This is a genomic window from Maribacter flavus, from assembly GCF_008386635.1.
In the GTDB taxonomy this organism is placed as follows: Bacteria; Bacteroidota; Bacteroidia; order Flavobacteriales; family Flavobacteriaceae; genus Maribacter; species Maribacter flavus.
The window spans coordinates 955,354-978,160 of the sequence record NZ_VUOE01000002.1 but is presented as its reverse complement, the minus strand read 5'-3'; the positions used below and the strand labels follow the sequence as shown (position 1 = coordinate 978,160).

The following is a 22,807-nucleotide window of genomic DNA, read 5'->3' as shown; positions in this document are numbered from 1 at the left end:
AGCGTGTGCTCTGATTTTATAATTAAACCCCAAGTTAAAATTTTTAAAATTATTTTTTGAATCTTTTATAAAATTTAATTCTTTTTGGGTATCCCATATTTAATCCAAGATTTCATTTTAGCAACGTTGTCTTAAAGTTTATAATTATATCTAAACCAAAAAACTATCAATATTATATTATTTGAATATTGTCAATTTTTAATTTTCCAATTCCATTTATACAATAATAGTAACAACAAGTAAAAATTTCATGGTAAGACTATATCATTCAAAGTACTTTAATTGAAGATTTAAAAATTTTTAATTTAAATACTTATATCGTGTCCAAAGAACCAAAACCCATTGTTACAGATTTATTTCGTTTTATTACGCTAAGAACTCCACAGCTAATTGACCCTCAAAAAAAGGAATTAGGTTTTGTTTACCATCCTAATCCATCTAAAAGCAAATTTTTGTCTTCTGACACAAATGATTCTCTTAAAAAATCTAGAGAACAAATGAAGAAGGTATCCGAATCCTATATACCAAAATCAAGATATTCTGAAATTCGTAATCTAAGTACAGAGATATATGATTTTGGGCTTTGGTTGAATAAAAGAAAATCCAATCTCGGGGCTGAGGAATTAGTTAATAGGGCAAATCAATTAAATACGTTGCCAGCACAAATCGAATATGTTCTGTGGGATGAATTCTATAATCAATGTATCAAAAACAACAATCCCACTCTTAGGCAGGCAAGCTCTATTATGATTATTGCGAATAATTTTATTAAACAAGTAAAAAGGGGAAACTTAAGGCAACTTGCCAATGATATTTATGGCGATTACAAAAAACTAAAGACGGATCAGGATAGGCTGGAAATCTTAATTAAAAGAATAGCTAATGCCAAGTTGATAATTCCTAAGGCATTTACGAATTCTAAAGCAGTTAAAAGTAACAGTCTAAGGAATAGGGTTAAACCAGAAAATAGGAAAATAGACACTTCCCGACTTTTAAGAAATCAAAATATAGCTATTTCGAAAGTACGTAGAAGTGAATTAAACGAAACAAAGGATTATTTAAGAAAAGCTTTCAGTAGTAATCCAAGTCTAAGACGCATGACGACCAAGGAATCTATCAAATTACTAGAAGGAATAAATGAATTATCTCCAAATGTCAAAAAAACTATTTCAAGTCCTGCCTATTCAAATCAACCTTTGAATAAGGTGTATCGATTTGTTAATAACGAAGTTTCAGAGGAAAATAGAACTTACAGGGATGCTGTGGCCGAAGAGAAACGTCTTAGATCGCCTGATTTGGCAAATAGAATAGACGATTATTGTTTTGTTATACGATTTGATAGTGTAGGGAAATCGGTAGATTTTGTATTGACCTTGAAAGTACCTAATAAGCATATAGACTTTGATAAAACCCAGTTATCCCTAAAGCAAAACAATAAGAATATTGCTTCATCCCAAGACTTAGGAGAAATAGCAATGAATTCCCAGTTTAAGACAGTAAGACTATTTCCGGAATCTAGCACAGTAATTGACCAAACTTCTTTGTTCCAAATAGAAGGTTCTCTTTGGTTGACGAATGGTAAAGAGGTAGAAATTAATGTAAGTGCACGAATCGAAGATGGAAAAGTAATTAGCTGTGAAAATACCGCGGTTTCAGACTCAGAGACTGACGGAGGAGGTCTTGATGATTTGGTAATCGGGGAAGAAGGTGCTCCATTATATGGTGTAAACAGAGTAGGTGTTGGTATATTCAGACGAGTGGAACAAGAGGTTTGCTGCTACGTTCCGGGAGAGGTGTCGAGAATTGAGAATATAATGGCTCGCGAGTATAAAGAACGACATACCAGGAGCTTGACATCAACCGAAACAGGCACTGAGGATACCACCGAATTTGAAATTGAGAATAAAGAAGATACGGCAACTACGGTTAGGAACGAGATGCAAACAGAAGTTTCTAAGGTCCTCGATAAAACGAATAATTTAGGAATTGGTGCTTCTGTAGGAGCTAGTGGAAAATACTACGGTGTAGAGTTAAGTGCAGATGCCTATGCAGATTATGCTACTTCATCTGCTGCCTCTGACTCGGATTCAGAAGCTAAGACCTTTGCGGAGGAAATAACAAGGACTGCTTCGGAAAGGATTTTACAAAAAACAAGTCAAAAAAGAACCAGTAAAATCCTCCAAGAATTTGAGGAAAACAATAGACATGGTTATGACAATAGGGAGGGGGACCAACACGTTACGGGTGTATATAGGTGGGTGGATATTATATATACTAATCGTTTGGTAAATTATGGGGCTCGCTTAATGGTTGAGTTCTTAATTCCTGAACCTGCAAAGTTCTATAGAGAGAAGGTTTTGGGTATTATTCCAAAGGAGGAAAATCCAAATGATACAAATACGCCTCCAATCGATCCAAATGCTCCAAAACACCCTAGGGATTTTGGTGTAAATGCTCCTTCGGACATAGAAGGGTATTTGCCAGAGGATATTGGAAAAGACCTAAACGATGATTACGAAGATGACTTCAATGAAAATGCTTTTTATGAAACTCTAGCGAGTAATTATGGAATTTCTGTTGCTGGTCCACCAGCCAAAACCACAAGTATTACAAAGAGTTTCGCAAATCAAGGTGAATTGGATAAAACCACATCCTTCGATGATGGTGGAACCATGGCAATACCTTCAGATTATGTCTGTAAAAAGGCTAAAATCACTGGTAGCTTTAGGCATGATGCAAGAAACAGTGAAGGTACTCACTGGAAGGTGGATGTAGGGGGTGAATCATGGTCCAAAAATATTCAGACAAATGGCAACAATGATAGGGTCTATAATATAACAAATGGTGATTTGGAATATGACCCTGAGTTAAGCCAAACAATTGATGTTAAGATAACTGGTAACCGCACCTTATCCTTTAATGTAAGCGTCGTGTTGACCGCTGAAATATCTGAAGAAACTTATCTCGACTGGCAAACTGGGGTTTACAATGAGCTTTTGGATGCTTATGAAGCTGAACTTTCAGAATATAATGCTGTAAAAGAAGAAGAAGCTGCCAAGGAACAAGAATCCCTTGAGTCGGCGGGTTCTAGAAATCCAAAGGAGAACCGTGCCATTGAGCAAAGAGAACTTAAGAGAGTCGCTTTGGAAATGCTAACAGAACCTTTTATAAATAATCCCGATTCTTTTGAAATGGGTCAAGGGTTTTATACTGATGATTCTTGCGCTCCAAGTGTAAATCAAACCACGACATGGGAAAAATATTCCTCCCATGTAAAATTCTTTGAACAAGCTTTTGATTGGAAATTAATGGCTTATTTATTTTACCCATATTACTGGGCTGACAAATGTGATTGGTCGGATTTATTAAAGATTCAAGATGCAAACGATTCTATTTTCCAAGGTTTTTTACAAAGTGGTATGGCTAGAATGGTGGTTCCAGTAAGAGAAGGATTTCACAATGCAGTGAATCTATATTTTGAAACTGGAAAAATATGGAACGGAGGTGATATGGTTCTTGATACAGATGATGACCTTTATTTATCAATTGACCAAGAGATTGCAGAACCAGAAAGCGAGGTAGAAGAACAATGGGAGACAAGAATCCCTACAACTTTAACAATTATTCAAGGTGATTCCGTATTCCTGGAAGATGAAGGATTGCCCTGTTGCAACAAACTAGAAGGAGAGGTCGATACTTTGCTGAGAGGGTCCAAAAATTTATTGGGAGTTCCAAAAGATAATATAGAAGCATAGATTATGGCAAAATACATGGGACCACCAAGATTTGAAAGTGGTTTTAAGGATGCCCCGTTTGTTAGGAATGGAACAGACCTACAAAATATTTTTTTTCAGGGTGTAGAGCCAATAAGGGCAGGTAGTTTTGATATGTATCCAGATGCGAACAATAGGGGCTATGCCTTTGTACAGCAGCTTATCGAATGGGACGATACCAATAAAAATGGAATTCTGGACGAAGGTGAAATAATAAAAGAAAACTTCAAAATGAGCATTTTCGTTTCTCATGATGTATCCTATTTAAAGGAAGTTGTTGAGAACTATGAGGCGGACCAATATGAGCTTACTTTGTTCATTGAGGATAATGCTACTGATGGTTTTAGCCCACGTTTTTCTTCTTCTAAGGTAGGAGGGGTTATGGAAGAAGACGAAGAGGGTGATTTGATTATCCAGGTTTTTGCCGGTGCTAAAGTAAAGGGTGTTTTGAAAAATTGGTTCAAAAAGGAATATAAAAACCTCCTCAATGAGGTCCAGCGGACAGGTTTGAATATTGATCTAACAAAAAAAGAACTAAAAGAATTGATGGATAAAGGTAGAGTTGAAATCAAGAATTTTGGTTTTGTAAGAACATTGGTTGGTATTTTCAGTAAAGCATATGGGCTGGGTGCGTGGATTTATGACGAAATAGGGGATGCAATATTAATGGCAACCGGAGTGGTCCGCTACATTAGAATAGACGAATACCGCTGGAACCCTGAAAAGCAACAAACCGATGATGGCAAAGATATTGACAATTCCAACTTTAAACCTTTTTTGTTACCATATACCCACGAAATAATTGAGTATTCAGGAGCCCAAATGCAATCTGGAGTAGAGGAGTTAACAGCGTTGCTAGAAAAGTCATTGAAGAAAGAAAAACAAAGGGCTAGGGGCAAACTCAAGAAACTTCATAAATTGAAAGGCCTGGGTTACATTTCAACAAAGGATCTTACCAATGTGCTTAAGAAATTTGAAATGATTATCGATATGGGATTCACTAAGTTGATTGATTCTTGTAGTCAAGTAGTACCGCAATTGATTGCATTAGGAGAAAAAGCCTTGAACTTAATAAATGCATTTTATTGCGGTTTATGGAACGCATTGATTGAGGCGGTATTAGGTCTTGTCGATTTGGTTGGCTATTTATTTAAAGGTCTGGCCTTGGGTTATAAGAGTGCTGTGGGTATGGTTGAGAATATCTCTGATATTTTAGAATTTATTGATGAGACATATCAAGCTATTTTTGAAATAGAATTTGATGCTCTCATTTCAGGAGCAATTTCGTCCATTTACAATGGGATCTTAACGTTTGATTTTACAGCAATGGCTTCGGGCTTTAAGATTTCACTGGAGCAGGTAGCATATTTTTTAGGTTCGTTTGCGGGTTTTGTTGTAGAGCTTGCCGTGGGTATTATCGGTTTTCCTGCAACAGGGGGTACTTCTTCTGCTGTACCAGTCATGTCTTTTCTATCTAAGTTCAAAACACTGGGTACACTTCTTAAAACTATGGTACAACAAGGTATTGCTAAATTGGCTATAACAGGGAAGTCAATTATTGAATCTATTCTCAAGTTATTCAATTACATTTTAAGAGTATTGAATCAAGGTGTCACACAATTTAAAAAATTGATAGATGACTTTTTTGAAGCGTTGTCAAAAGGTATTAAGGAAACGGAAGCTTTTATAAAGGCAATTCTAAAGAAACTTAAATTGCCCGATGCCCTCTATGAAATTTTTGAGGATTTAGGTCTTGCTATTACGAGATATGGAGATGATGCTTGTCATGTATGCTCTAAAATTTAATCTATGGGATGTTTTGATATTGCTATAGAGCGATCAACGAATCACCTTAAATATAGGGGCCTTAGGTTATGGACTAACCGAATGGATGAAACGGTGATGAGTTTCTTTGAGCGTTTTACTAAAAAGAAGTTGGATGATTTCTTTAGAATTACAGATTCATTTTATGATGCAATTCCTGTAGAAACTTATGACTATCTATTTCTGAACAAATATGGTATTAGCTTTCATGATGTAAGAGGTCTTATTATGAGTAAAAATGCAGACCTTATTCATCCTTTGGGATATGCATTAGCTAGATTGACACCTGAAGAAATGCCAATTTTTATGCGTAGTTATAGGGCCATAGCAGAAATGTCAGAGGAAGTATTGGAATTAACAAGGCGTCAATTGATTGATGCAATTGAGGCACCAACTGTTAATGCATTTGATGCTGCAATGGTTTTAGAAAAATATGGTATTGATTTGCCCGTAGGTATAAATAAATTTGCACCTGACCTTTCAGATTGGGTTCATAGGATTGACGGAAATCCAATGCAAATCAAAATAAAAATGACTGGTTGTAGGGCAAATGATGACCGGTTGGCCATTCGCATGTTGGAAGAACTATACAATATAAAGATTGATCCCAACACTTTTAAAAACACCCATGTATGGCATCATTTAGACGATTTTGATCTTAAGACCGGGGAATGTACTTTGCAGTTAATTAGTAAAAATCTTCACAATGATATCATAGGCAAGCATATTGGAAGTGTTAGAATTTGGGAGGAGTTTTTTAAAATAAAATATAAATAAAGTAATGTTAACTATTGGCTAAATCCAGCGGATTGATACAACACTTGCTCTAAAGATTCATTGTAAAATTTTTTTATTTCTAATTCAAAATCCCTTGTCGCCTCTCAACTCTTTTAATTTTTGTGTAGGGAGGTTATATTTTGTTGTTGTATGAGCTATTTTGCTTTAACCACCCCAAAATCTCCCCTCCAATATCTTTTTTAAGCTTTTCACCTTCAAGAATATTTATACAGCCGATACCACATTCTTGATTTACTGAATCTTCAAAAGGAATGAAGGTGGGAGGTACTGTTTTTAATCCAGGATATAGCAACAAGGCTTTTCCAGAAGACCAATACTTATTATATACGTACATCTGTCTCAGATCATTGGTAGATGGTTTATTACCACCTATGTTTTTCCATTTGGTGTCAATTGTGAAAGTTTCACCCTTATATTCCAATACGATATCAGGACGTATGGAAATAGTATCCCAAAATCGCTTAGACGACTGGCCATAAACTTTTAAACCCTCTATGTTTTGAGACTTTAATTGGGCTAAAACATATTCTTCCCAGAGACTGTTCATATCAAACAGTAGCGCCAACATATTTTCTTGACCAGCCGCAATGTTTGGGGCAAAATTTAAAATAATGAACCTGGCTATTTCTAGGGCCGGTTTGTATGCTTGGTTCTTTCTAGAGTAGACCAATTTGGAAAATAGCTTGGAATTAGGTTTTACCAAATCAACATCCGGAAAATCCAGTTGAACGGTTTTGCACTTGGCATATAGGTAAGATCCTTTAGAAAAATGTTCTATGATATCAAGTGCAATATTAAGAATTTGATGCTCTAAGTGATTGGTGCCGTATACCTGATGGGTCGTAAAGAAACGCTCTTTGTGAACTAAGTTCTTTTGAAGGTGACCTTCGAACTCCAATTTTCCTTTAAAGGCTTTTACATTCATGGTCTGTTTGTAGTATTTCTTAATGAACCCTTGCCTCTGTAACAATTTTACTTCATTGAGAAACCACTCAAAATAAATATCAAGTAAATGGATTTGTTGTTTATTGACATTGGCATGTCCAACTTTATTTACTTTTAGCTTTTTGGTGCATCTAAGCATTTCAATCAACACGTCCCTCCAAAGTGACGTTTTATCCTTTCCATTATCTATTTTAGGAAGAATTTGAATGGTTAGGCTATCCACTTGAATGACACCCACATAATTACTGAATTTGATTCCTTTGTGGATAACAGTAAAATATTGATTATTGTAAAGCTCATTAAGTTTCACTAAAGCATTAAAATGCGCCTCTTTGAACCTTACGGTGTCATATTCTTTGCCGTAGTGCAGCTTCTGATACTCATAGACCGATATGATACTTCTAGGCTGGGGCATCAAATTTTAAAAGAAGTTGTTGTACTGCAATCTCGATATCAATTTCCTTTTTTAGTTGAAAAGTGGGAGTGACCTCTGGATTATCAATAGATTTAAAAGAGGGAAAGCTAATGTCCTTTGAACTGATCTCTTCGACAAATCCGGGTCCAAGCACTAAGGCAATTTTTTGATAGTCATTATAGAAGTATTCTTGGAGTAGGGGAATGATGTTGTTTTCAAAGACTTGTTTTAGTTTTTCAAAATCTCCACTATTTAATTTTATAAAATAGGAATGACCTATGGTATGATCTCGATCTAAAAGCACTTCTATACGACTATTAATGATGGCAAGTACCTCTTGGAGATTGAAGTTTTCAAACGTGATATCTGAAAGTAGGGTAGGGTCTGGCATCACTTCCTCAAAGACAAAGCGTCTTCTAAGGGCAGTGTCCAAAGCTTCTACACTTCTATCGGCGGTATTCATAGTTCCTATGATATAAAGGTTGGGTGGTACACCAAATAGTTCACCTTTTGAATAGGGAAGTTCTAATTTAATCTCCTCCGGTTTCCCCAATCTTTTATCGGGCTCTAACAGTGTAATCAATTCTCCAAAAATAGACGAAACATTCCCCCTGTTTATTTCATCGATTATGAGTACAAAATTCTTCGGTTTTTTCTGTATAGTATTGGCCTCTGGTTGATAGCTTTTTAATTTTTTAAGAATACCTGGATAATATATTCCTACCCCGGTTTCTCTTATTTCCCTTGTATTATAATAGCCCTCTCTTAACGTTGAGATACTTAATGTATGACCCGTTCCGCCACTTGATTTTCTAAATTGAATGGATTTATCAGTGAATCCAGTAATGGTAAAGTCATAGCCATCTGTTTTCAATGGAAATTTCATATCAGCATCTTCTTCCCATTCCTCTTTTAATTTTTGGAAAGCTTCATCAAATGCCAATTGCATGGATGACCCTTTGTTGGTATCCATAAAACTATCCTCGGCCTTTTCGGAGATAATTTTGAAAATGCCAGATTTTACGGGATACGAAATATTCTGATCATCTGTGACCGGTTTAATTCCCTCCATAAAGTCTTCATAGGACATACTTTGATGAAATGTGGTAAACACTATTTGACCTTCACTTACTTTCCTAGTGAACTCAGATTGAATTTCCTTTCGAGTAAGACCTGTAGTCTCAACACCTGTAAGTTGGAGGGCAATGCTCTTTGTTTTAAACGTTTTACCTGTTCCTGGAGGTCCGTACAGGATTTGATTTAAGTTTTTGTCCGACATTTTTGCTTTTAGATTGCTTTCTGTGTAATTAGGATTATTCCTGTACGTATTGATATTGGCTAATATTTCTTCGAATTTTTTATCATCAATAAGTACGGAGCTCTTATCTCTAATAAGAAATTCATTGATGATTTCTGAATAGTGTTTGTTTAAAAATTCAAATAAGTTGGAGAAGTCATCACGTTTTACATTACCGATATGCAATTTGTAATTTGAATTGCCCTTGTATTCCAATCCGGAAATATTTTTTACCAGTGCCTGATAAGCTTCAATTAGAACTTCATCTTTTTCCTCACTAAAGGCAACCTCCAGATCACAAGAAAATTCATCTTCAGTAGGGCTAATGGCTATGCCAACACTTTTGGTTTTTTTACTTCCGCCATTGGCATTTACCAAACCTACAAAAGCATATTGATTATTTCCTGGAAACCAATACCCATTTTCCAATCTATTGGACTTTCCCGTTCGCTGCCTTGCGATAAAATTAAAAATTGGATTTTGCTCTCTGTATTCCAGTAGCTTGCCCAATATTAGTTCGTGAAAGGTCATTTTTGAAAATTCGTTTTATAAGATTATTTCCAATTCTTGATTATTTATTAACTCCTATATAATCTCAAGAATCTTATCTATAACAAATGGAATAATTCCCAAAACTAATCCTATGGTTAATGGAATCCACCACCTTCTATCCTGCTTTTGTTGTAAGGCTCTGGCATGTAAATTTATAGCCGACTCTATAAGCATACATATATCACTATTGCTTAATGGTCTCCTTGAAATTCTGGCTTTATCATCATCCGAAAGCGCCAGGAAATCTTTCTTTGTAATTTCATTTCTAGTATCCACATTATAATCTTTGGGGAGATTCCGTCTCCAAACTAGGGAAGCTTTCTTTTTGGTTTGGTCTATCCTAAAAAATTCGGGATGCTCAATAAATACGTTTTGCCATCTTTTGGCTTCATTTTCATCACCCGATATTCGATCGGCCCATTTGCTGAAATCAAGTTTGTAAAATCGATATTTTCCCATGACCTGGATAGCGGCAATGACTTCTGCCAAACGGTTTTCATGCTTTAAATAGGGTGATGCATTCATTTCTCTAATTTGAATTTTCAAAAACCTCCCTCAAACAACTTTGCATCAATTGCTCTATATGGGTTTGGCTGTTTTCTATATGTTCTTCTAAACTATCGCATAAGGCCATTAAACTATTGACCTTCTTTACAATGGCTTTTTGTTCTTCGAGTGGTGGAATTGCAAAGACTAATTGAGATATTTCTGTGCTATTAATATTTTTCACTCCACTTGTTGTTCTTATTGGACCTTCTATTGATTTCCTTATAGATGGACTTTCTAATATTAAATGAAGAAATCTAGATGATATATAATCCTTAAAAACCCTCACTCGAACTAAATATCCTGCAAATGAATATCCATCGTCAATATTTTCAACTACTGCACTTCTTCCAACCAATGCAACACTCCCATTAGAACGAATTAACAGTAAATCATTATTTAATAGCGATAAATCTCTTAACTCTTTATCACTCAAATTTGTAGATTTAATATCCTCAAAATCAATTCTACCATTCGAGATGTTGGGTATTCTCAATACTGGATTGTTTCCTAAATTATAATCACATTTTTTAGAAGTGCCATATCTTAAATCCTTCATTAAATCTTGAAACCTACACCAAACCCAACCCTTCGGTAAATCATAGGGTTTTTCGTGGTCTTCTATGGGCGGCAAGGGTTTTTCTTTTTTGACTTTCTTTTGGGCTATAAGGGCTTTTTTTTCGGTTTGAATGCGTTTTAGGAGTTCGCTGGCGGGTTCAATACCCCCTCCGCCTTCGGCACCTCCCCCAAGGGAGGAATAATTGGTTGCACGCCAATTAGACGTCAACTTCCCTTGAACGGCCAATTGCAATAGGGTTTCCCGCAGTTGTTTTATGGTTGATTTTTCGGTAAAGAACTCGGTAAAATGGGTTTGTAAAAACTGCCATTCTTCGTAGATGTTGTCTGCTTCAGTTAAGCGTTGTAATGCCGAGGTGACAAAATCTTCTTTGAGTTGGATGCTGTTTTTGGTTTGCTCTTCTAATTGCTCAACTTCTTTAAACAGTTCATCGACAATTGCTACAATGGCTTTTTGTTCTTCGAGTGGTGGGATACCAACAATGACGTCACGAATGGCTTTTGTGGCTAAACTTGGTTGAGCCGTTGTTGTTACTGATTTAAATATTTCCTTTTGCCCAATTGGTGATAGTAGATAATAAAGAACATAAACAATGTTCAAATTTTCATTATGCTCATTAAAAAGTTCAACCTTTGCTGTATTTGGGGCTAAATGCCATCTTTCTTCTTTGTCAAAAATTGCCACATCACCTATACCAGCACCAATAGAAGTAATCAATAATGAGGGTTTCGTTAATGCTGAACGTTCAAGTAAAAGCGATGTCTTGAGGTCAATGTACTTAACCTTTTCTTCCTTTATTTTATTCTTTCTAATGTTTCGGGCCATTATCACAGGCACTTCACCCTCATCTTTTAATCTTACATATTTTGAATTTTCAAAACCAGCCAATTTTGTGGAAAAACCAAGGTCAACAAGTTTTGCTTGTTCCCAGTTCAACGGAAAGATTTCGAATTTCTCGCTTACATCTATTTCTCCTGATTCCCTCGCTTTTTTAATTATCTTATCTTCAATCAGTTTTTGTTTTTCCGCCTTTATCCTTTTCAAGAGGTTTGAGGCTGATTCTACGTTTGGGTTTTCTTGTCGCCAGTTTTCAGTCAGCTTTCCTTGAATCGCCAATTGAAGAATTAAGCCTTTTAGCTCTTCGGCATTTTGTGGATGCTTGGTTAGGGTTTTAAAATGTTGTAAGAGGTGTTTCATATTTAGAGATTCTGAAACAAGTTCAGAATGACAAGTTGGTTTTTAGTTTAAGGCGTCGTTAATGACATTCATGATTTTTTGTTGGATGCTTTCAATCTGTATTTCAGAAGTATTGTATTGTTCTAATAGTCCTTCTGGTGAGGCTAAATCGTCTACTTCCTGATGTGGGTTTTTAATGTCCAGATTGTAGTTTCGGGCAATAATGTCTTCCACAGAAACCTTCCAAGCATATTTGTTTTCTTGACGATTGTTCCACCAGTTCTTTTCTAAATCAAACTCCTTAATGTGAATCGGCTTGGTTTTGTTATAGCTTTTTACGCCTTCAGGATAAGGATGTTCAAAATACCAGACTTCTTTGGTTGGTGTGCCTTTTTCAAAAAACAACAGATTGGTCTTAATGCCTGTGTATGGGTTAAACACACCATTGGGTAAACGCACTATGGTATGTAGGTTGCAACGCTCCAGCAATTCTTGTTTGAGTCTGGTTTTTACGCCTTCGCCAAACAAGGTGCCATCTGGTAAGACCACAGCAGAGCGTCCGTTAGACTTTAATAGTTTAATAATCAATGCCAGGAACAAGTCGGCCGTTTCCTTGGTTCTAAATTTGCTTGGGAAATTGGTTTCGGTACCATCTTCTTAAACGCCACCAAATGGTGGATTGGTGAGAATCACATCTACCTTGTCTTTGCTGCCCCAATCGGCATAGGGTTTGTTTAGATAGTTACCACGATTTACAGCCGGTAAATCAAAACCATGCAACATGAGGTTGGTGGTGCACAATAAATGTGGTAAAGGTTTTTTCTCAATACCTCTTATGGCACGTTGCAAGACATCGCGGTCTTGTGGTGTTTTTACCTGATTCCGCATATGGTCTATGGTACAAGTTAGAAAGCCACCTGTACCACAAGCTGGGTCGAGTACGGTTTCACCCAATTGCGGATTGATGATATCTACCATAAATTGGGTAACGGCTCTTGGTGTGTAATATTCACCAGAGCTACCAGCAGATTGCAGTTCTTTTAAAATGGTTTCGTAAATGTCGTTAAAGAGATGTCGGTCTTCAGAACTGTTGAAATCGATTTTGTCAATCTCGTTAATTACCTGACGGAACAGGGTTCCGTTTTTCATGTAGTTGTAGGTATCCTCAAATACCGAACGGATGATTTTGGCTTGTGGACTTATGGTAATATCGAGTTCCTTTAAGGCTGGAAATAGCTCGTTATTGATAAAGTCCATTAAGGCATCGCCTGTAAGGCCTTCATCATCTTCTGCCCAGTTTTGCCATTTGAGGTTTTCTGGAATTGGGCTTTCGTAATCGTCTATGGTGATTTCCCATTCTTCTTCTTTATCGGCAAATATTTTCATGAAGAGCATCCAAACCATTTGTGAGATACGCTGTGCATCTCCGTCTACTCCGGTGTCCTTCCTCATGATATCGCGAATGCCTTTTATGTTGGTTGTAATGTTGCTCATTTATTATTTAATTGTTTTATGCTCCTTCTTTATAAATTTCGTTCTCCAATTCTTGAATGGCTTTTTCAAAGTCCTTCTTCTTTCCAAAAGCTCTAACCAATTCTACGGGAGAACCCATTTGGCTTAATGGTTGCACTTTTAATACAGAACCTTTTTCTATGGAAAGAATGCCTTCTTGTTCATATTTATCCAAAAGGGTAAGTAAAATTCTTTGAGCCGTATTTCCGTATTTTGTAAAGTAATTTCGTTTACGCACATTATTCGCACGTTCTTGTTTGGTTAACGGGGGTTGGTCATAAGCTACATGACAAATCAAATCAAAGGGGTCAAGGTCCAGTCCAATTTCTTCCTTAAGCGCTTCGACAAGTATACCATGCTCCGATAGCTCTGTCAACAACTCTTCCTTATTATCCGTTGTATTCCATTTTTGAATGAACTCGTCCAAAGACCTGTACTCATTTTTAATATTGGATTTGGTATAGTCTTTAAGTGACTCCGTGATGAGCTTCCCATTCTTGCCGTAGTACTGGACCCGTTCGTTGGCTACCATTACCTTAATATTATTGACATAATATTTTTTAACCTCATCCTCTTCTTCGTCGATATCAATATTTGGTACGGCCCTAGGAACGAAACCTCCTAAATCCCCATCTATTTCCGTATCTGATTCTATCTCTTCAATGTCAGGGGGTACTACGGTATCTTCCTCGGTTGGCTCATAGATTTGGACTGGGTCACCATCAAAATCTGGTCTCGCAAAGTTATTGGTGGCCTTTCTAAAATCCATAATCGTAAAAAAGACCTTACCCTCAGCTTCCCGTATTCGCGTCCCTCGTCCAATTATTTGTTTGAACTCAGTTACGGAGTTGATATTTGATTCTAAAACAATAAACTTTACCATCTTAGTATCAATCCCCGTAGTCAACATTTTGGAAGTTGTTGCGATAACAGGAAAGCGTTCTTCCACATCTGTAAAATTGTCCAGTTCCTGTTTTCCAACTTCATCATCACCTGTAATCTTGACACAGTAATTCCAATGTTTTGCTACTAAATCGGCATTTTCATTAATTAAAGCTTGCCTCATTCGGTTAGCATGATCTATATCGGTGCAGAATACAATGGTTTTGGCAAATCGGTCTGTTGCCTTAAGGTATTCTGTAATTTTCTTGGCAACTTCAATAGTACGTTCGTCAATAACTAAATTTCTATCATAGTCCTTTAAATTATAAATCCGGTCTTGTACTTCGTTGCCATATTTATCAATTAGACCAGCTGTTGGTCGCCAGCCTTCATCGACATTCATACTAATGCGAACTACCTTATATGGAGCTAAAAATCCGTCATCAATACCTTGCTTTAAAGAATAGGTGTAAACAGGTTCTCCAAAGTATTCCATATTGGAAACATCCTTGGTTTCCTTGGGCGTGGCTGTTAACCCAATTTGGGTAGCACTTTCAAAATAATCCAAAACTTCTCGCCACGCAGAGGCTTCAGAAGCTGAGCCACGATGACACTCATCGATAACTACTAAATCGAAGAAATCTCTACTGAACTCTTTGTAGGCGTTTTTTGACTCATCAGTACTAGTCAAACCTTGATATAAAGCAAAATAAATTTGATAGGATTTATCAATTTTTCGGTTTTTGATGATGTGCATGATATCATTACCAAAGGGTGAAAAATCTCCATTCTTCGTTTGCGTTAAAAGTGCATTTCTGTCCGCTAAAAAAAGGATGCGCTTTTTGATGCCGTTTTTCCAAAGTCGCCAAATAATATTAAAAGCCGTATACGTTTTTCCTGTGCCCGTGGCCATGACCAATAGGATTCGGTTTTGTCCTTTTGCTATGGCTTCAACAGTACGGTTGATAGCATTTTGCTGATAATACCTTGGAGACATTCCGCTATCATCGGCATAATAATCTTGTGTTACTACCTCCTGAACCTCCGGGTTATCCAATCCTATAAAATCACTATATTTTTTCCAAAGGATTTCCGGTGAAGGAAAATCGTCTAAACTTATTTCCTCTTCGACATTACCCGACAATTTTGTTTTATCATGGAATACGAACGAATCTCCATTAGAAGTAAAGACAAAAGGTATTTGTAAAATCTCCGAATATTCCAAAGCTTGCTGCATACCATCACCAACATTATGATTGTTATCCTTGGCCTCTATAATGGCAATTGGAATATTTGGTTTGTAGTACAAAATATAGTCGGCTCGTTTCCTTTTGCCACGCGTATATAATTTACCTTGGACTATGATGCGACCATCAGTGAAAGAAATCTCTTCCCGAACTTGAGTACGCATATTCCAGCCGGCTTTTTGAATTGCAGGGGCAATAAATTTTGAGCAGACGTCTCTTTCGGAAAGTCTTGATTTATTCATTGATTATACTCCTTCAATAGATGTTTTTATTACATCGGGATAAACATTTAGCACCATAGAATTAATTTGCTGTAATGAGGGAAAATTCAACAAATAACCTTTCGGTTAAATATACGATTACTTATAAGTGATTTCAAAATAGTAGTTCGAACTAAATTATCAATCTTGAAAGTTTTATATATCCATGGGTCGCCTTGCAAAACGTTTTTACTTAGATTAATCCTCAAGATTGGATGTTTGAATTTAATGCCTAGAGGTTGAAACCCAAAAAGACCATTCATAGCCATTATTTGATTCAAATGTTTGATAACCTGATGCCGGAATAACTCCAGGTGCGGATGCTATATAATATTTTCTTCCAGGATTTATATTTAACATTTTGGTTGTGTTTGGACTTAAAATAAATGTCTCAGAATCGACAATTAATTTTATTGTGTAAGAGGATTTATTTTCAACATTAACTTCAGAATTATAATTTGAAGAATACCCAGTACTTTGAAACATGCCAGTTTCATTAACTTCAATAGCTTCAGCATAAATAACATATTTATTATGGACCCAACCAATTTCATTGGACATGATATCTATCGCTTTATAATAACCATCGATAGTTTCATTTGAATATACATATAAAGTACTTCCTGGGGCTAAAGTTGTTATCTTAGAATAAGAAGAAGATGGACCAGTACGGAAGTTAACGGCAGTAGAAGTTTGACCTAAAAATGGATTAAACTTTAATTCTTGGTCAGCTAATGGTGTATTTTTTGAGAATGAATCATTGTCACTGGTTTTGTTTAAAGTTAATCGATTTTTAAACGAATAACCTGTCAATCCATTCCAACAGATTTTCCAGAATCCTGTTGTGCTACCAAAAAATGAACTCAAAACCTTAACAGCTTCACCTTTTGGAACTACTTTAAGTACCGCAGATTCCGAATCCATATTTTGAAAAATCTTAATAGCATCTTCTGTGTAGTAAATAGGATAACTACCAACACAATTTTGCGTATAGCATAAATTGATTTGAAAAATGGTTGCCAAAATAATTAGGTTCTTCAAGTGCATTTTTCTGGAGTATTTTTAAGTTAAGGATTCAGAAAGTTCTTAATTACCTTATCCACGTTTGAGGCTAAATCCGCATTCTGAATTTTATACGTTTCTACACCCATTTCCGTAAACCAATTTTCCCAATAGGCCCTAATAATGTCCATGGCATATGGGTTATTTGGATTGGCATCATGTATACCAATTACCAGTACTTCCAAATCTTCCAACCCATCCGTTGCTTTAATAAAGCCGAACTCTTTTTCATCTATAGTTTTTACAAAAGCTGAATTATTTAATGGTAGTCTGGCCAAAGAATTAGGGGTCAGGAATGATGTCTTATTATCTTCCGTCATCTGCGTATTCTTATGATACATATATCCGTCGGTCAATATGACTAGTAAATTACGGTGGCAATCACTTATGGTATAGTCTTTTACATTATCTTTAAAAAAACGCCATATGTCTGATCCTGGATAGTCCTTAGCTTCTTTAAAATCTGCCTGTGCCAGCTCGTAAAGTTTCAACGGCTCTTGTGCATACAGATTTTGGGTTTCTTCAATTTTAGCTTTAGATGAGTTCTTATCGAATTCAATATGTAATTTTTCTGCAATATTGTTTATTACATTATTTGTTGGTTCTGGATTGAAATAGAGTTGGATTTTATCTTGTAAAAGAATAAGCTTTTTTGTTTTTACATGGTCTGTAAAAGCTTCGGAAATACTTTGAAGATACTCAATGTCTTTTTGAATGATTTTTGGCTCGGTAATCCTATCCGATAAATCCAGAAAAACGCTTATGTTTAAATTGTTCTTCTTGTTTTCTAAAATATACCTTGGGCAAGGACCAGTGGCCTCTGTTCTGGGGTTTTCGTCTTTCTTTTGAGTGCTGTTTTCTTCCGATTTGCATGAAACACAAAAAATGGTAAATAGGATCGAAGAGAATAGATAAATTATTTTTTTCATTTTATAGTGTTTTGGAATAAACTTTATTCTGGTAGGTGTCCGTGTCCAAATCCAATTCTTTTATATGGGTATCATAGACAGCCCTGCATTCATTTAAATAAGCCTTGGTTTCATCATGTCCCAAAGCAATTTGTGAAGAAATACATTCTTGCCAACCTTGAAGGTATTCGGAGGAAAGGGCCTTGTAATTTCGAATTGGAAGAATAAACCCTTCAATTATGTTTTCCAATTCCGTACATCTAACCTTTATATCGCTAATTACGTTCTCTACCGTTTCTATAATTTGCTTGTATTTTTGTATACTTTGCAGATGATTATTTATTTCCTGCTCTAGGGAGACAACAAAATTTTGAATTTTATCCCTGTCCGAATGCTCTTTCATGACGAAGTCAAAAACAAGCCCCCAAATAACGTAGGATACAAAGCCTGCGAAAATGATGACCCAAAAACTAGGACTACTTAATGCAAGGGATATGGAAAAGTCTGGATCTTCGAATGTTTTGTTTAGGTTGTATAGCTTTTCATCAATAAGGTAGGCCAGGAGGGCATCAAAAATGAAAGTGGTTACGAAAAGCATTACTACTTTAATAATATTACCAACGGTTGGTTTATGCCAGAACATATGGATTAAATACCCTAATCCGAAGAAAACAAAAGGTATAAAGAGGATAAAACCTAGTTCCAAGTAACCAGCATCATAGGCTTCTTGAAGAGCCTGGGGGTAGAACATTCCACCAAAAAGTTCCACAGAAGGATCAAAAGTCCTGAAGAAGGCGGAGAAAGAAGTAGAAATATAAAAGATAAAGGTATAGACAGTCAAAAAGGCTAATAGCACCAAACCTATCCAAAACTTAGATGATGATCGTCTATCCACGGGAATACCATAATCATGGGGATTTCTCCGCACATTCACTATGTCGCTCTTAAGTTTTTCTATTTTTTCCTCTACATCTTCCAATCTTTTTTTCTCCCTTGACAATTCTTCACCTTTGTTCAGTAAAATGGTTTTTTTTCCTTTTAATTCTGTTTCATAGGGTTGTTTTAATTTGGTTTGTTCTATTTCCGCTTCACGACACTTATTCTCAAACTTGTGATAAATGGCCTCCAAACCCGATTGGAGATTTTCTGGTCTTCCCTGACAAGATTTGGAAGTGGAAAATCCATCTTGATGGTAGGTTACTTTTTCCTCTTCAAAATTTAGGTTAGGTTTTGACTCCTCTGTCTTTTTGCTCGGTCTAATTTGAGCTATGCTTTTTAGTAGTCCCATGAAACATTAATTATTTAATTCTAGTAATATGGCTTCTTTACTTTTGCCTTCTTTGGCGGAAGCAATGAGATAATCCGCTAATTGTACAATGTTCTCTTCAAGAAACTCAAACTTTCTACAGTATTTTTTTAATGCAACATATTCATCTTCGGTTACTTCCTCATCTGCCCATATCATAAGGGCAAAGTCATATAGATATTCTATTTTTTTCTCTATACTTTCTGGAATGGTCACCGTTCCAGGATTGGCAATTAGGATTTCGTCTAATTGTTCTTTTGAAATATTTCTTTCCTCTGCGAAATGATATAATAATTTCATTTCCAAAGGGCTGAAGTCGTCATCTATTAAGGCTATCTGATAGAGTCTTAAAAAATGACTTTTTACTTCTTCTGAAATCGGATAGTTTTCCATATATACTATTGACTGGTTAATAAATTTTATCTCTGCCGTATGATTTATTCTGAGTTTTTCTGTTTTTGTACGGTATGAAGGTTTTCTTCCTTTTTAATTCAAATGAGCTTACCAAGAATAGTAGTGCGGATATTATATCCACCGGTATCCATATTGACTTTTGATATAGGTAAACTGGTACTATCGGATTAAATAGGTAACCAACTAGTAAAAATGCAAGAAGCATGAAAAGTACTTTATGGTTTTTAAAAGCGAGAATTATGGCGGATATGACTATAAAGATTCTTAAGAATTGATAGTAATAGGAAGGCATTTGTACTATGGCAAGCAATAACAGGAAACAACTTGCCAGGCTTAAGTAACTAATAATTTCATTTTTAAAAATGTACTTCATACCTAAAGTTTTCGCTTCTACTCATTTCAAACCTAGGTTTTTTAACCTGCTTTTGTTTACGGATTCCCGTAACGGAGCAAATGATTATTGGTTATTTTCGATTGAAAATTTAAAGTCCATGAAGCAGTTTTTCTCTTTGATTTTCTTATTGCTAGTCAATTTTGGAATTCATTCCCAAGAATCCATAAGCCTCGTTTCCTGGAATATCAGGGACTTTGGTAAGTCAAAGAATAGTGCGGAATTGGAATTGATAGCAGAAACTGTTATACAATGGCTTTTTGTTACCATATAAAATCAATTTCCAAACCTAACACTTAAAAAAAAAAAGGAGTAGTCTGTTATTTTCTAATTATAAATTGGGTCACCATATTTGTATTCGATATAGTGAATTTCACTGTCATCAGATTCATTGGAGAATATGATTCCTCTAAAATAATCAATTCGATAGTCCGCTTTTGCTGTAAAAATGAGTGTTTCAATATTTTTGGACTCAAATTCTTCTGATAGAGCAATCAGATTAGAATCACTTGTTAGGTTAATTGGTATTTCTGTCCCATCAGCATCTAATCCAATAAAACTTACGTCACGCGCACCATTTTTAATAAGAAAACGTAACTGTATGAGCATTCTATAGTCTACAAATAAATACATTGGAATAGTTTGGGTTTCATCAGCAGAGAAAACATCATCCTCAGTATAATAAATAGACCTTTCATCCTTGTCAATTATACCTTTAGGGTTGTTGCCATCAGAGGCAAATTGGGCAGCAGATGAAAAAGCAAAACCTTCAACATATCTATCTCCAAAAGTATAACGCTCCGTTTTATACTTTTTGTCTTGCGTAATAAAAAGGGTTCCTCCTCCTTTTTTATAAAAATAATAATCGGTTTGGGTCATTACAGCGTCCAATACATTATATCTTCCATCGCTTCGGTAAATTACATTGGCGAAAGATTCTTTGTTTTTGTCAATCGTTTTTTTTCGAGCAATAACCATTCTGAATTCTAGTTCGGAATCCGCATCACTTGCTCCAAATTCTCCCAAGATACGGGAATTACTACCCGCAGACCCCAAAGTTAGGTTTACATTGGGATAGTTTTCCTCAATCCATGTATCGTTTATCACTTTGTTTAGAGTGAATCCATTACAGGCGTTGTGTGGGGACATTGAACGAACACTTTCAAGCTCAACTAATTTTGCAGATTCTTCTTGACTGGCAAGGTTCTCATCGGTAGTACACATTGCCAAAGGCAATGTTGTGAAAACCATAAATAAAAGTTTACAACTAAACTTGACGGATTTCATTCTGTTCGCTTTTAATAATTAAAGTATTACTTCTCCAATTTTTTTATCCCACCCATCAGGATAAAAATATTCTACTTTTTTTACCTTCACTTCAAGCATACTCAATCTATCATCATAATCTGGTCTTTCGAATGAGTATGTTATTATAGTATTTAAATTCTTTGTTGAAAAGGGCCCAGGATTGCTGTCATTTTCTTCAAAATATTTAAACAACTTTTCCGCTTCCTCTATTGACAAACTAAAACCTTGGATTATAGGATGTTTACCACCTTTATATCTAAAGTCTATTGTTCCATGCCAATCCCCCTGAGTACCTGCAAAACTGACCAAAACATAATGCCCAACGCCAAACTTAATTTGTTCCGATTTCATATCGTAAGTACTAATGGTTGCACCTCTGTAATCTTTGAACTTTAATTCGGTAGGATCAACTTTTTTTGCTTCATCATTAGTCATTGTCACTCTTGGTTCCCAATTTTTTCTCACCTCTCTTAATTTGAAGGGATTATTCTGATTATCAAAAATACTTCGGTCACCCTCCATTGCATAAATATAATACTCTGATAAATTGATATATGGACTTGGAACGGAGGCAGAACAACAATTTCCCCCATTCTTATATTCTTCGTTGGAACGAGGGTTATCTAGAAATTGACCGAAATCAGTATCGGAACAGAAATAAATTGCCCCCAAAAAGAACATTTTCAAATTTTCTTTCTGAAGTTTTAGTTTGATTGCTTTAATTTCTTTCAGACTTTGGGCCGAGGAGTAATTAATGGATAAAACACCTAAAAATAAGGTAAAGCTTAATTGCTTGATTATTTTTTTTGCTCTCATGTTTATAATTTTGAATTAAACAATAGTTACTTATAGTTTTAATTATCAGGTTTAGGCTATCAGTTTGAGCTTTGGTTTTTTTATGGACCTCTCCAAGGTAAATTGTCCGAGAGAAATTGAGCCGTGATATTTGTTAATAAAAATAAATTTAGAAATAAATTAGTTATCAATTATAGCTAGGAAGGTAAAGGCTTTTATTTTTTTACGTAAACTGCTAAATACGTTATTGAAGGCGAACCTATTCCTAAACATCCAGGTTTTTGAACCTGAAAAACGGAATGAAATTCATATCCTTTTTCCGAATATTTATTAAATCTACCCTCAAGTCCGGTAATTGCCTTGTTAGAAAATTCAGCTCCAATTTGTTCTATTTTGTATTGCATAAATTATGGTATAGTTGATTAATACAGTGTATCGATTCCGCCATTTTTGGGTTGGCATCTTTTAAGTCTATTTAATGTTAATTTAAGTCCTTTAAAAAATCCTTTTTCTCTAAAAGCTAATTCCGAATATCTTGAACAACTTGGGTCAAAAACACATCTATTGCCTAATCTTTCCGAGAAATTTTGTTGATAATAGCGTAGAAATCGCACTACGAGGTTCAACCAATTTGGTTTCTTGGGTACTGGTAATTTCTGAATCTCCAAATCCATAGCCGTAAGCTTTGCAAAATGTCTTTGAATGATTATAGCATCTTTTTCACTCGTACTTATCTCAAACGAGTTATTTCCGATTTTCATTTTTTCTGTTTTTTCCAATATTGGTTCAACAGTTTTACAACAATTTCGTACATGCATA

General features: G+C 35.6%; 18 protein-coding genes and 1 pseudogene. 4 read left to right on the top strand and 15 right to left on the bottom strand.

Translation table 11 applies throughout. The annotated features are described in order from the left end of the window. The first annotated feature begins 320 nt into the window (after positions 1 to 320). From F0361_RS14640 to F0361_RS14630, 3 genes are read left to right on the top strand one after another with little or no spacing between them, the layout of a single operon-like run. Positions 321 to 3,755 carry a hypothetical protein gene (locus F0361_RS14640; RefSeq protein WP_154919653.1) on the top strand — a complete coding sequence of 1,145 codons (3,435 nt, stop codon included), beginning with the start codon at positions 321 to 323 and terminating at the stop codon, positions 3,753 to 3,755. Between the two features lie 3 nt (positions 3,756 to 3,758). Further along, the gene (locus tag F0361_RS14635; protein WP_154919651.1) at positions 3,759 to 5,579 is read left to right on the top strand and encodes a hypothetical protein; all 1,821 of its coding nucleotides are present in this window, start codon (positions 3,759 to 3,761) and stop codon (positions 5,577 to 5,579) included. A gap of 3 nt (positions 5,580 to 5,582) precedes the next feature. Beyond that, positions 5,583 to 6,374 (top strand): HNH endonuclease, encoded by a 792-nt coding sequence (locus F0361_RS14630; protein ID WP_154919649.1) that lies wholly within the window; start codon positions 5,583 to 5,585, stop codon positions 6,372 to 6,374. Positions 6,375 to 6,507: 133 nt separating this feature from the next. On the opposite strand, the gene F0361_RS14625 is transcribed toward F0361_RS14630, so the two are convergent. The 11 genes and pseudogenes from F0361_RS14625 to F0361_RS18970 form a co-directional block, all read right to left on the bottom strand. Beyond that, a complete protein-coding gene (locus F0361_RS14625; RefSeq protein ID WP_154919647.1) occupies positions 6,508 to 7,755 on the bottom strand; it encodes an McrC family protein in 1,248 nt (415 codons plus the stop codon). Further along, on the bottom strand, positions 7,742 to 9,583 hold the full coding sequence (locus tag F0361_RS14620) for an McrB family protein (protein WP_154919645.1): 1,842 nt from the start codon (positions 9,581 to 9,583) through the stop codon (positions 7,742 to 7,744). Before F0361_RS14620 ends, F0361_RS14625 begins: the two co-directional genes overlap by 14 nt. Before the next feature lie 54 nt (positions 9,584 to 9,637). Then, a complete protein-coding gene (locus F0361_RS14615; RefSeq protein WP_154919643.1) occupies positions 9,638 to 10,129 on the bottom strand; it encodes an N-carbamoyl-L-amino acid amidohydrolase in 492 nt (163 codons plus the stop codon). Between the two features lie 4 nt (positions 10,130 to 10,133). Continuing rightward, on the bottom strand, positions 10,134 to 11,924 hold the full coding sequence (locus F0361_RS14610) for a restriction endonuclease subunit S (protein ID WP_154919641.1): 1,791 nt from the start codon (positions 11,922 to 11,924) through the stop codon (positions 10,134 to 10,136). Positions 11,925 to 11,966: 42 nt separating this feature from the next. Further along, positions 11,967 to 13,397: pseudogene (locus F0361_RS14605) on the bottom strand (N-6 DNA methylase). A 16-nt stretch (positions 13,398 to 13,413) separates the two neighbouring features. Continuing rightward, entirely contained in the window at positions 13,414 to 15,786 is a 2,373-nt protein-coding gene (gene hsdR / locus F0361_RS14600) for an EcoAI/FtnUII family type I restriction enzme subunit R (RefSeq protein WP_154919638.1), read from the bottom strand. A 243-nt stretch (positions 15,787 to 16,029) separates the two neighbouring features. Next, positions 16,030 to 16,845, bottom strand: coding sequence for an SH3 domain-containing protein (locus tag F0361_RS14595; RefSeq protein ID WP_161598245.1), 816 nt, complete (start codon positions 16,843 to 16,845; stop codon positions 16,030 to 16,032). A gap of 26 nt (positions 16,846 to 16,871) precedes the next feature. Next, positions 16,872 to 17,795, bottom strand: a complete 924-nt coding sequence (locus F0361_RS14590; RefSeq protein ID WP_154919634.1) for a hypothetical protein — start codon at positions 17,793 to 17,795, stop codon at positions 16,872 to 16,874. Position 17,796: 1 nt separating this feature from the next. Then, positions 17,797 to 19,062: an APC family permease gene (locus tag F0361_RS14585; protein WP_154919632.1), complete on the bottom strand. Its 1,266-nt coding sequence runs from the start codon at positions 19,060 to 19,062 to the stop codon at positions 17,797 to 17,799. A 6-nt stretch (positions 19,063 to 19,068) separates the two neighbouring features. Next, on the bottom strand, positions 19,069 to 19,473 hold the full coding sequence (locus F0361_RS14580) for a hypothetical protein (protein ID WP_154919630.1): 405 nt from the start codon (positions 19,471 to 19,473) through the stop codon (positions 19,069 to 19,071). 16 nt (positions 19,474 to 19,489) lie between these two features. Beyond that, positions 19,490 to 19,867 (bottom strand): DUF6804 family protein, encoded by a 378-nt coding sequence (locus tag F0361_RS18970; protein WP_394349875.1) that lies wholly within the window; start codon positions 19,865 to 19,867, stop codon positions 19,490 to 19,492. 118 nt (positions 19,868 to 19,985) lie between these two features. Between F0361_RS18970 and F0361_RS18740 the strand changes: the two genes are divergently transcribed. After that, the gene (locus F0361_RS18740) at positions 19,986 to 20,159 is read left to right on the top strand and encodes a hypothetical protein (protein ID WP_161598244.1); all 174 of its coding nucleotides are present in this window, start codon (positions 19,986 to 19,988) and stop codon (positions 20,157 to 20,159) included. Positions 20,160 to 20,212: 53 nt separating this feature from the next. Here F0361_RS18740 and F0361_RS14575 read toward each other — a convergent pair whose 3' ends face one another. The 4 genes from F0361_RS14575 to yidD all read right to left on the bottom strand — a co-directional run bounded on the left by F0361_RS14575 (position 20,213) and on the right by yidD (position 22,749). Then, positions 20,213 to 21,172, bottom strand: a complete 960-nt coding sequence (locus F0361_RS14575; protein WP_154919628.1) for a hypothetical protein — start codon at positions 21,170 to 21,172, stop codon at positions 20,213 to 20,215. 18 nt (positions 21,173 to 21,190) lie between these two features. Beyond that, positions 21,191 to 22,009: a hypothetical protein gene (locus F0361_RS14570; RefSeq protein WP_154919626.1), complete on the bottom strand. Its 819-nt coding sequence runs from the start codon at positions 22,007 to 22,009 to the stop codon at positions 21,191 to 21,193. A 194-nt stretch (positions 22,010 to 22,203) separates the two neighbouring features. After that, complete coding sequence (locus F0361_RS14565) at positions 22,204 to 22,392, bottom strand: hypothetical protein (protein ID WP_154919624.1); 189 nt, start codon at positions 22,390 to 22,392, stop codon at positions 22,204 to 22,206. 18 nt (positions 22,393 to 22,410) lie between these two features. Next, positions 22,411 to 22,749 carry a membrane protein insertion efficiency factor YidD gene (yidD, locus tag F0361_RS14560; protein WP_211361177.1) on the bottom strand — a complete coding sequence of 113 codons (339 nt, stop codon included), beginning with the start codon at positions 22,747 to 22,749 and terminating at the stop codon, positions 22,411 to 22,413. Positions 22,750 to 22,807 lie beyond the last annotated feature (58 nt).

What these genes read in the sequence shown, in the direction of transcription:
- F0361_RS14580 (WP_154919630.1), bottom strand. Translation starts at nt 19,473, where the DNA reads ATGGAAAACTATCCGATTTCAGAAGAAGTAAAAAGTCATTTTTTAAGA.
- F0361_RS14635 (WP_154919651.1), top strand. Translation starts at nt 3,759, where the DNA reads ATGGCAAAATACATGGGACCACCAAGATTTGAAAGTGGTTTTAAGGAT.
- F0361_RS14570 (WP_154919626.1), bottom strand. Translation starts at nt 22,009, where the DNA reads ATGAGAGCAAAAAAAATAATCAAGCAATTAAGCTTTACCTTATTTTTA.
- F0361_RS14610 (WP_154919641.1), bottom strand. Translation starts at nt 11,924, where the DNA reads ATGAAACACCTCTTACAACATTTTAAAACCCTAACCAAGCATCCACAA.
- F0361_RS14590 (WP_154919634.1), bottom strand. Translation starts at nt 17,795, where the DNA reads ATGAAAAAAATAATTTATCTATTCTCTTCGATCCTATTTACCATTTTT.
- F0361_RS18970 (WP_394349875.1), bottom strand. Translation starts at nt 19,867, where the DNA reads ATGAAGTACATTTTTAAAAATGAAATTATTAGTTACTTAAGCCTGGCA.
- F0361_RS14630 (WP_154919649.1), top strand. Translation starts at nt 5,583, where the DNA reads ATGGGATGTTTTGATATTGCTATAGAGCGATCAACGAATCACCTTAAA.
- F0361_RS14585 (WP_154919632.1), bottom strand. Translation starts at nt 19,062, where the DNA reads ATGGGACTACTAAAAAGCATAGCTCAAATTAGACCGAGCAAAAAGACA.
- yidD (WP_211361177.1), bottom strand. Translation starts at nt 22,749, where the DNA reads ATGAAAATCGGAAATAACTCGTTTGAGATAAGTACGAGTGAAAAAGAT.
- hsdR (WP_154919638.1), bottom strand. Translation starts at nt 15,786, where the DNA reads ATGAATAAATCAAGACTTTCCGAAAGAGACGTCTGCTCAAAATTTATT.
- F0361_RS18740 (WP_161598244.1), top strand. Translation starts at nt 19,986, where the DNA reads ATGAAGCAGTTTTTCTCTTTGATTTTCTTATTGCTAGTCAATTTTGGA.
- F0361_RS14565 (WP_154919624.1), bottom strand. Translation starts at nt 22,392, where the DNA reads ATGCAATACAAAATAGAACAAATTGGAGCTGAATTTTCTAACAAGGCA.
- F0361_RS14575 (WP_154919628.1), bottom strand. Translation starts at nt 21,172, where the DNA reads ATGAAATCCGTCAAGTTTAGTTGTAAACTTTTATTTATGGTTTTCACA.
- F0361_RS14620 (WP_154919645.1), bottom strand. Translation starts at nt 9,583, where the DNA reads ATGACCTTTCACGAACTAATATTGGGCAAGCTACTGGAATACAGAGAG.
- F0361_RS14615 (WP_154919643.1), bottom strand. Translation starts at nt 10,129, where the DNA reads ATGAATGCATCACCCTATTTAAAGCATGAAAACCGTTTGGCAGAAGTC.
- F0361_RS14625 (WP_154919647.1), bottom strand. Translation starts at nt 7,755, where the DNA reads ATGCCCCAGCCTAGAAGTATCATATCGGTCTATGAGTATCAGAAGCTG.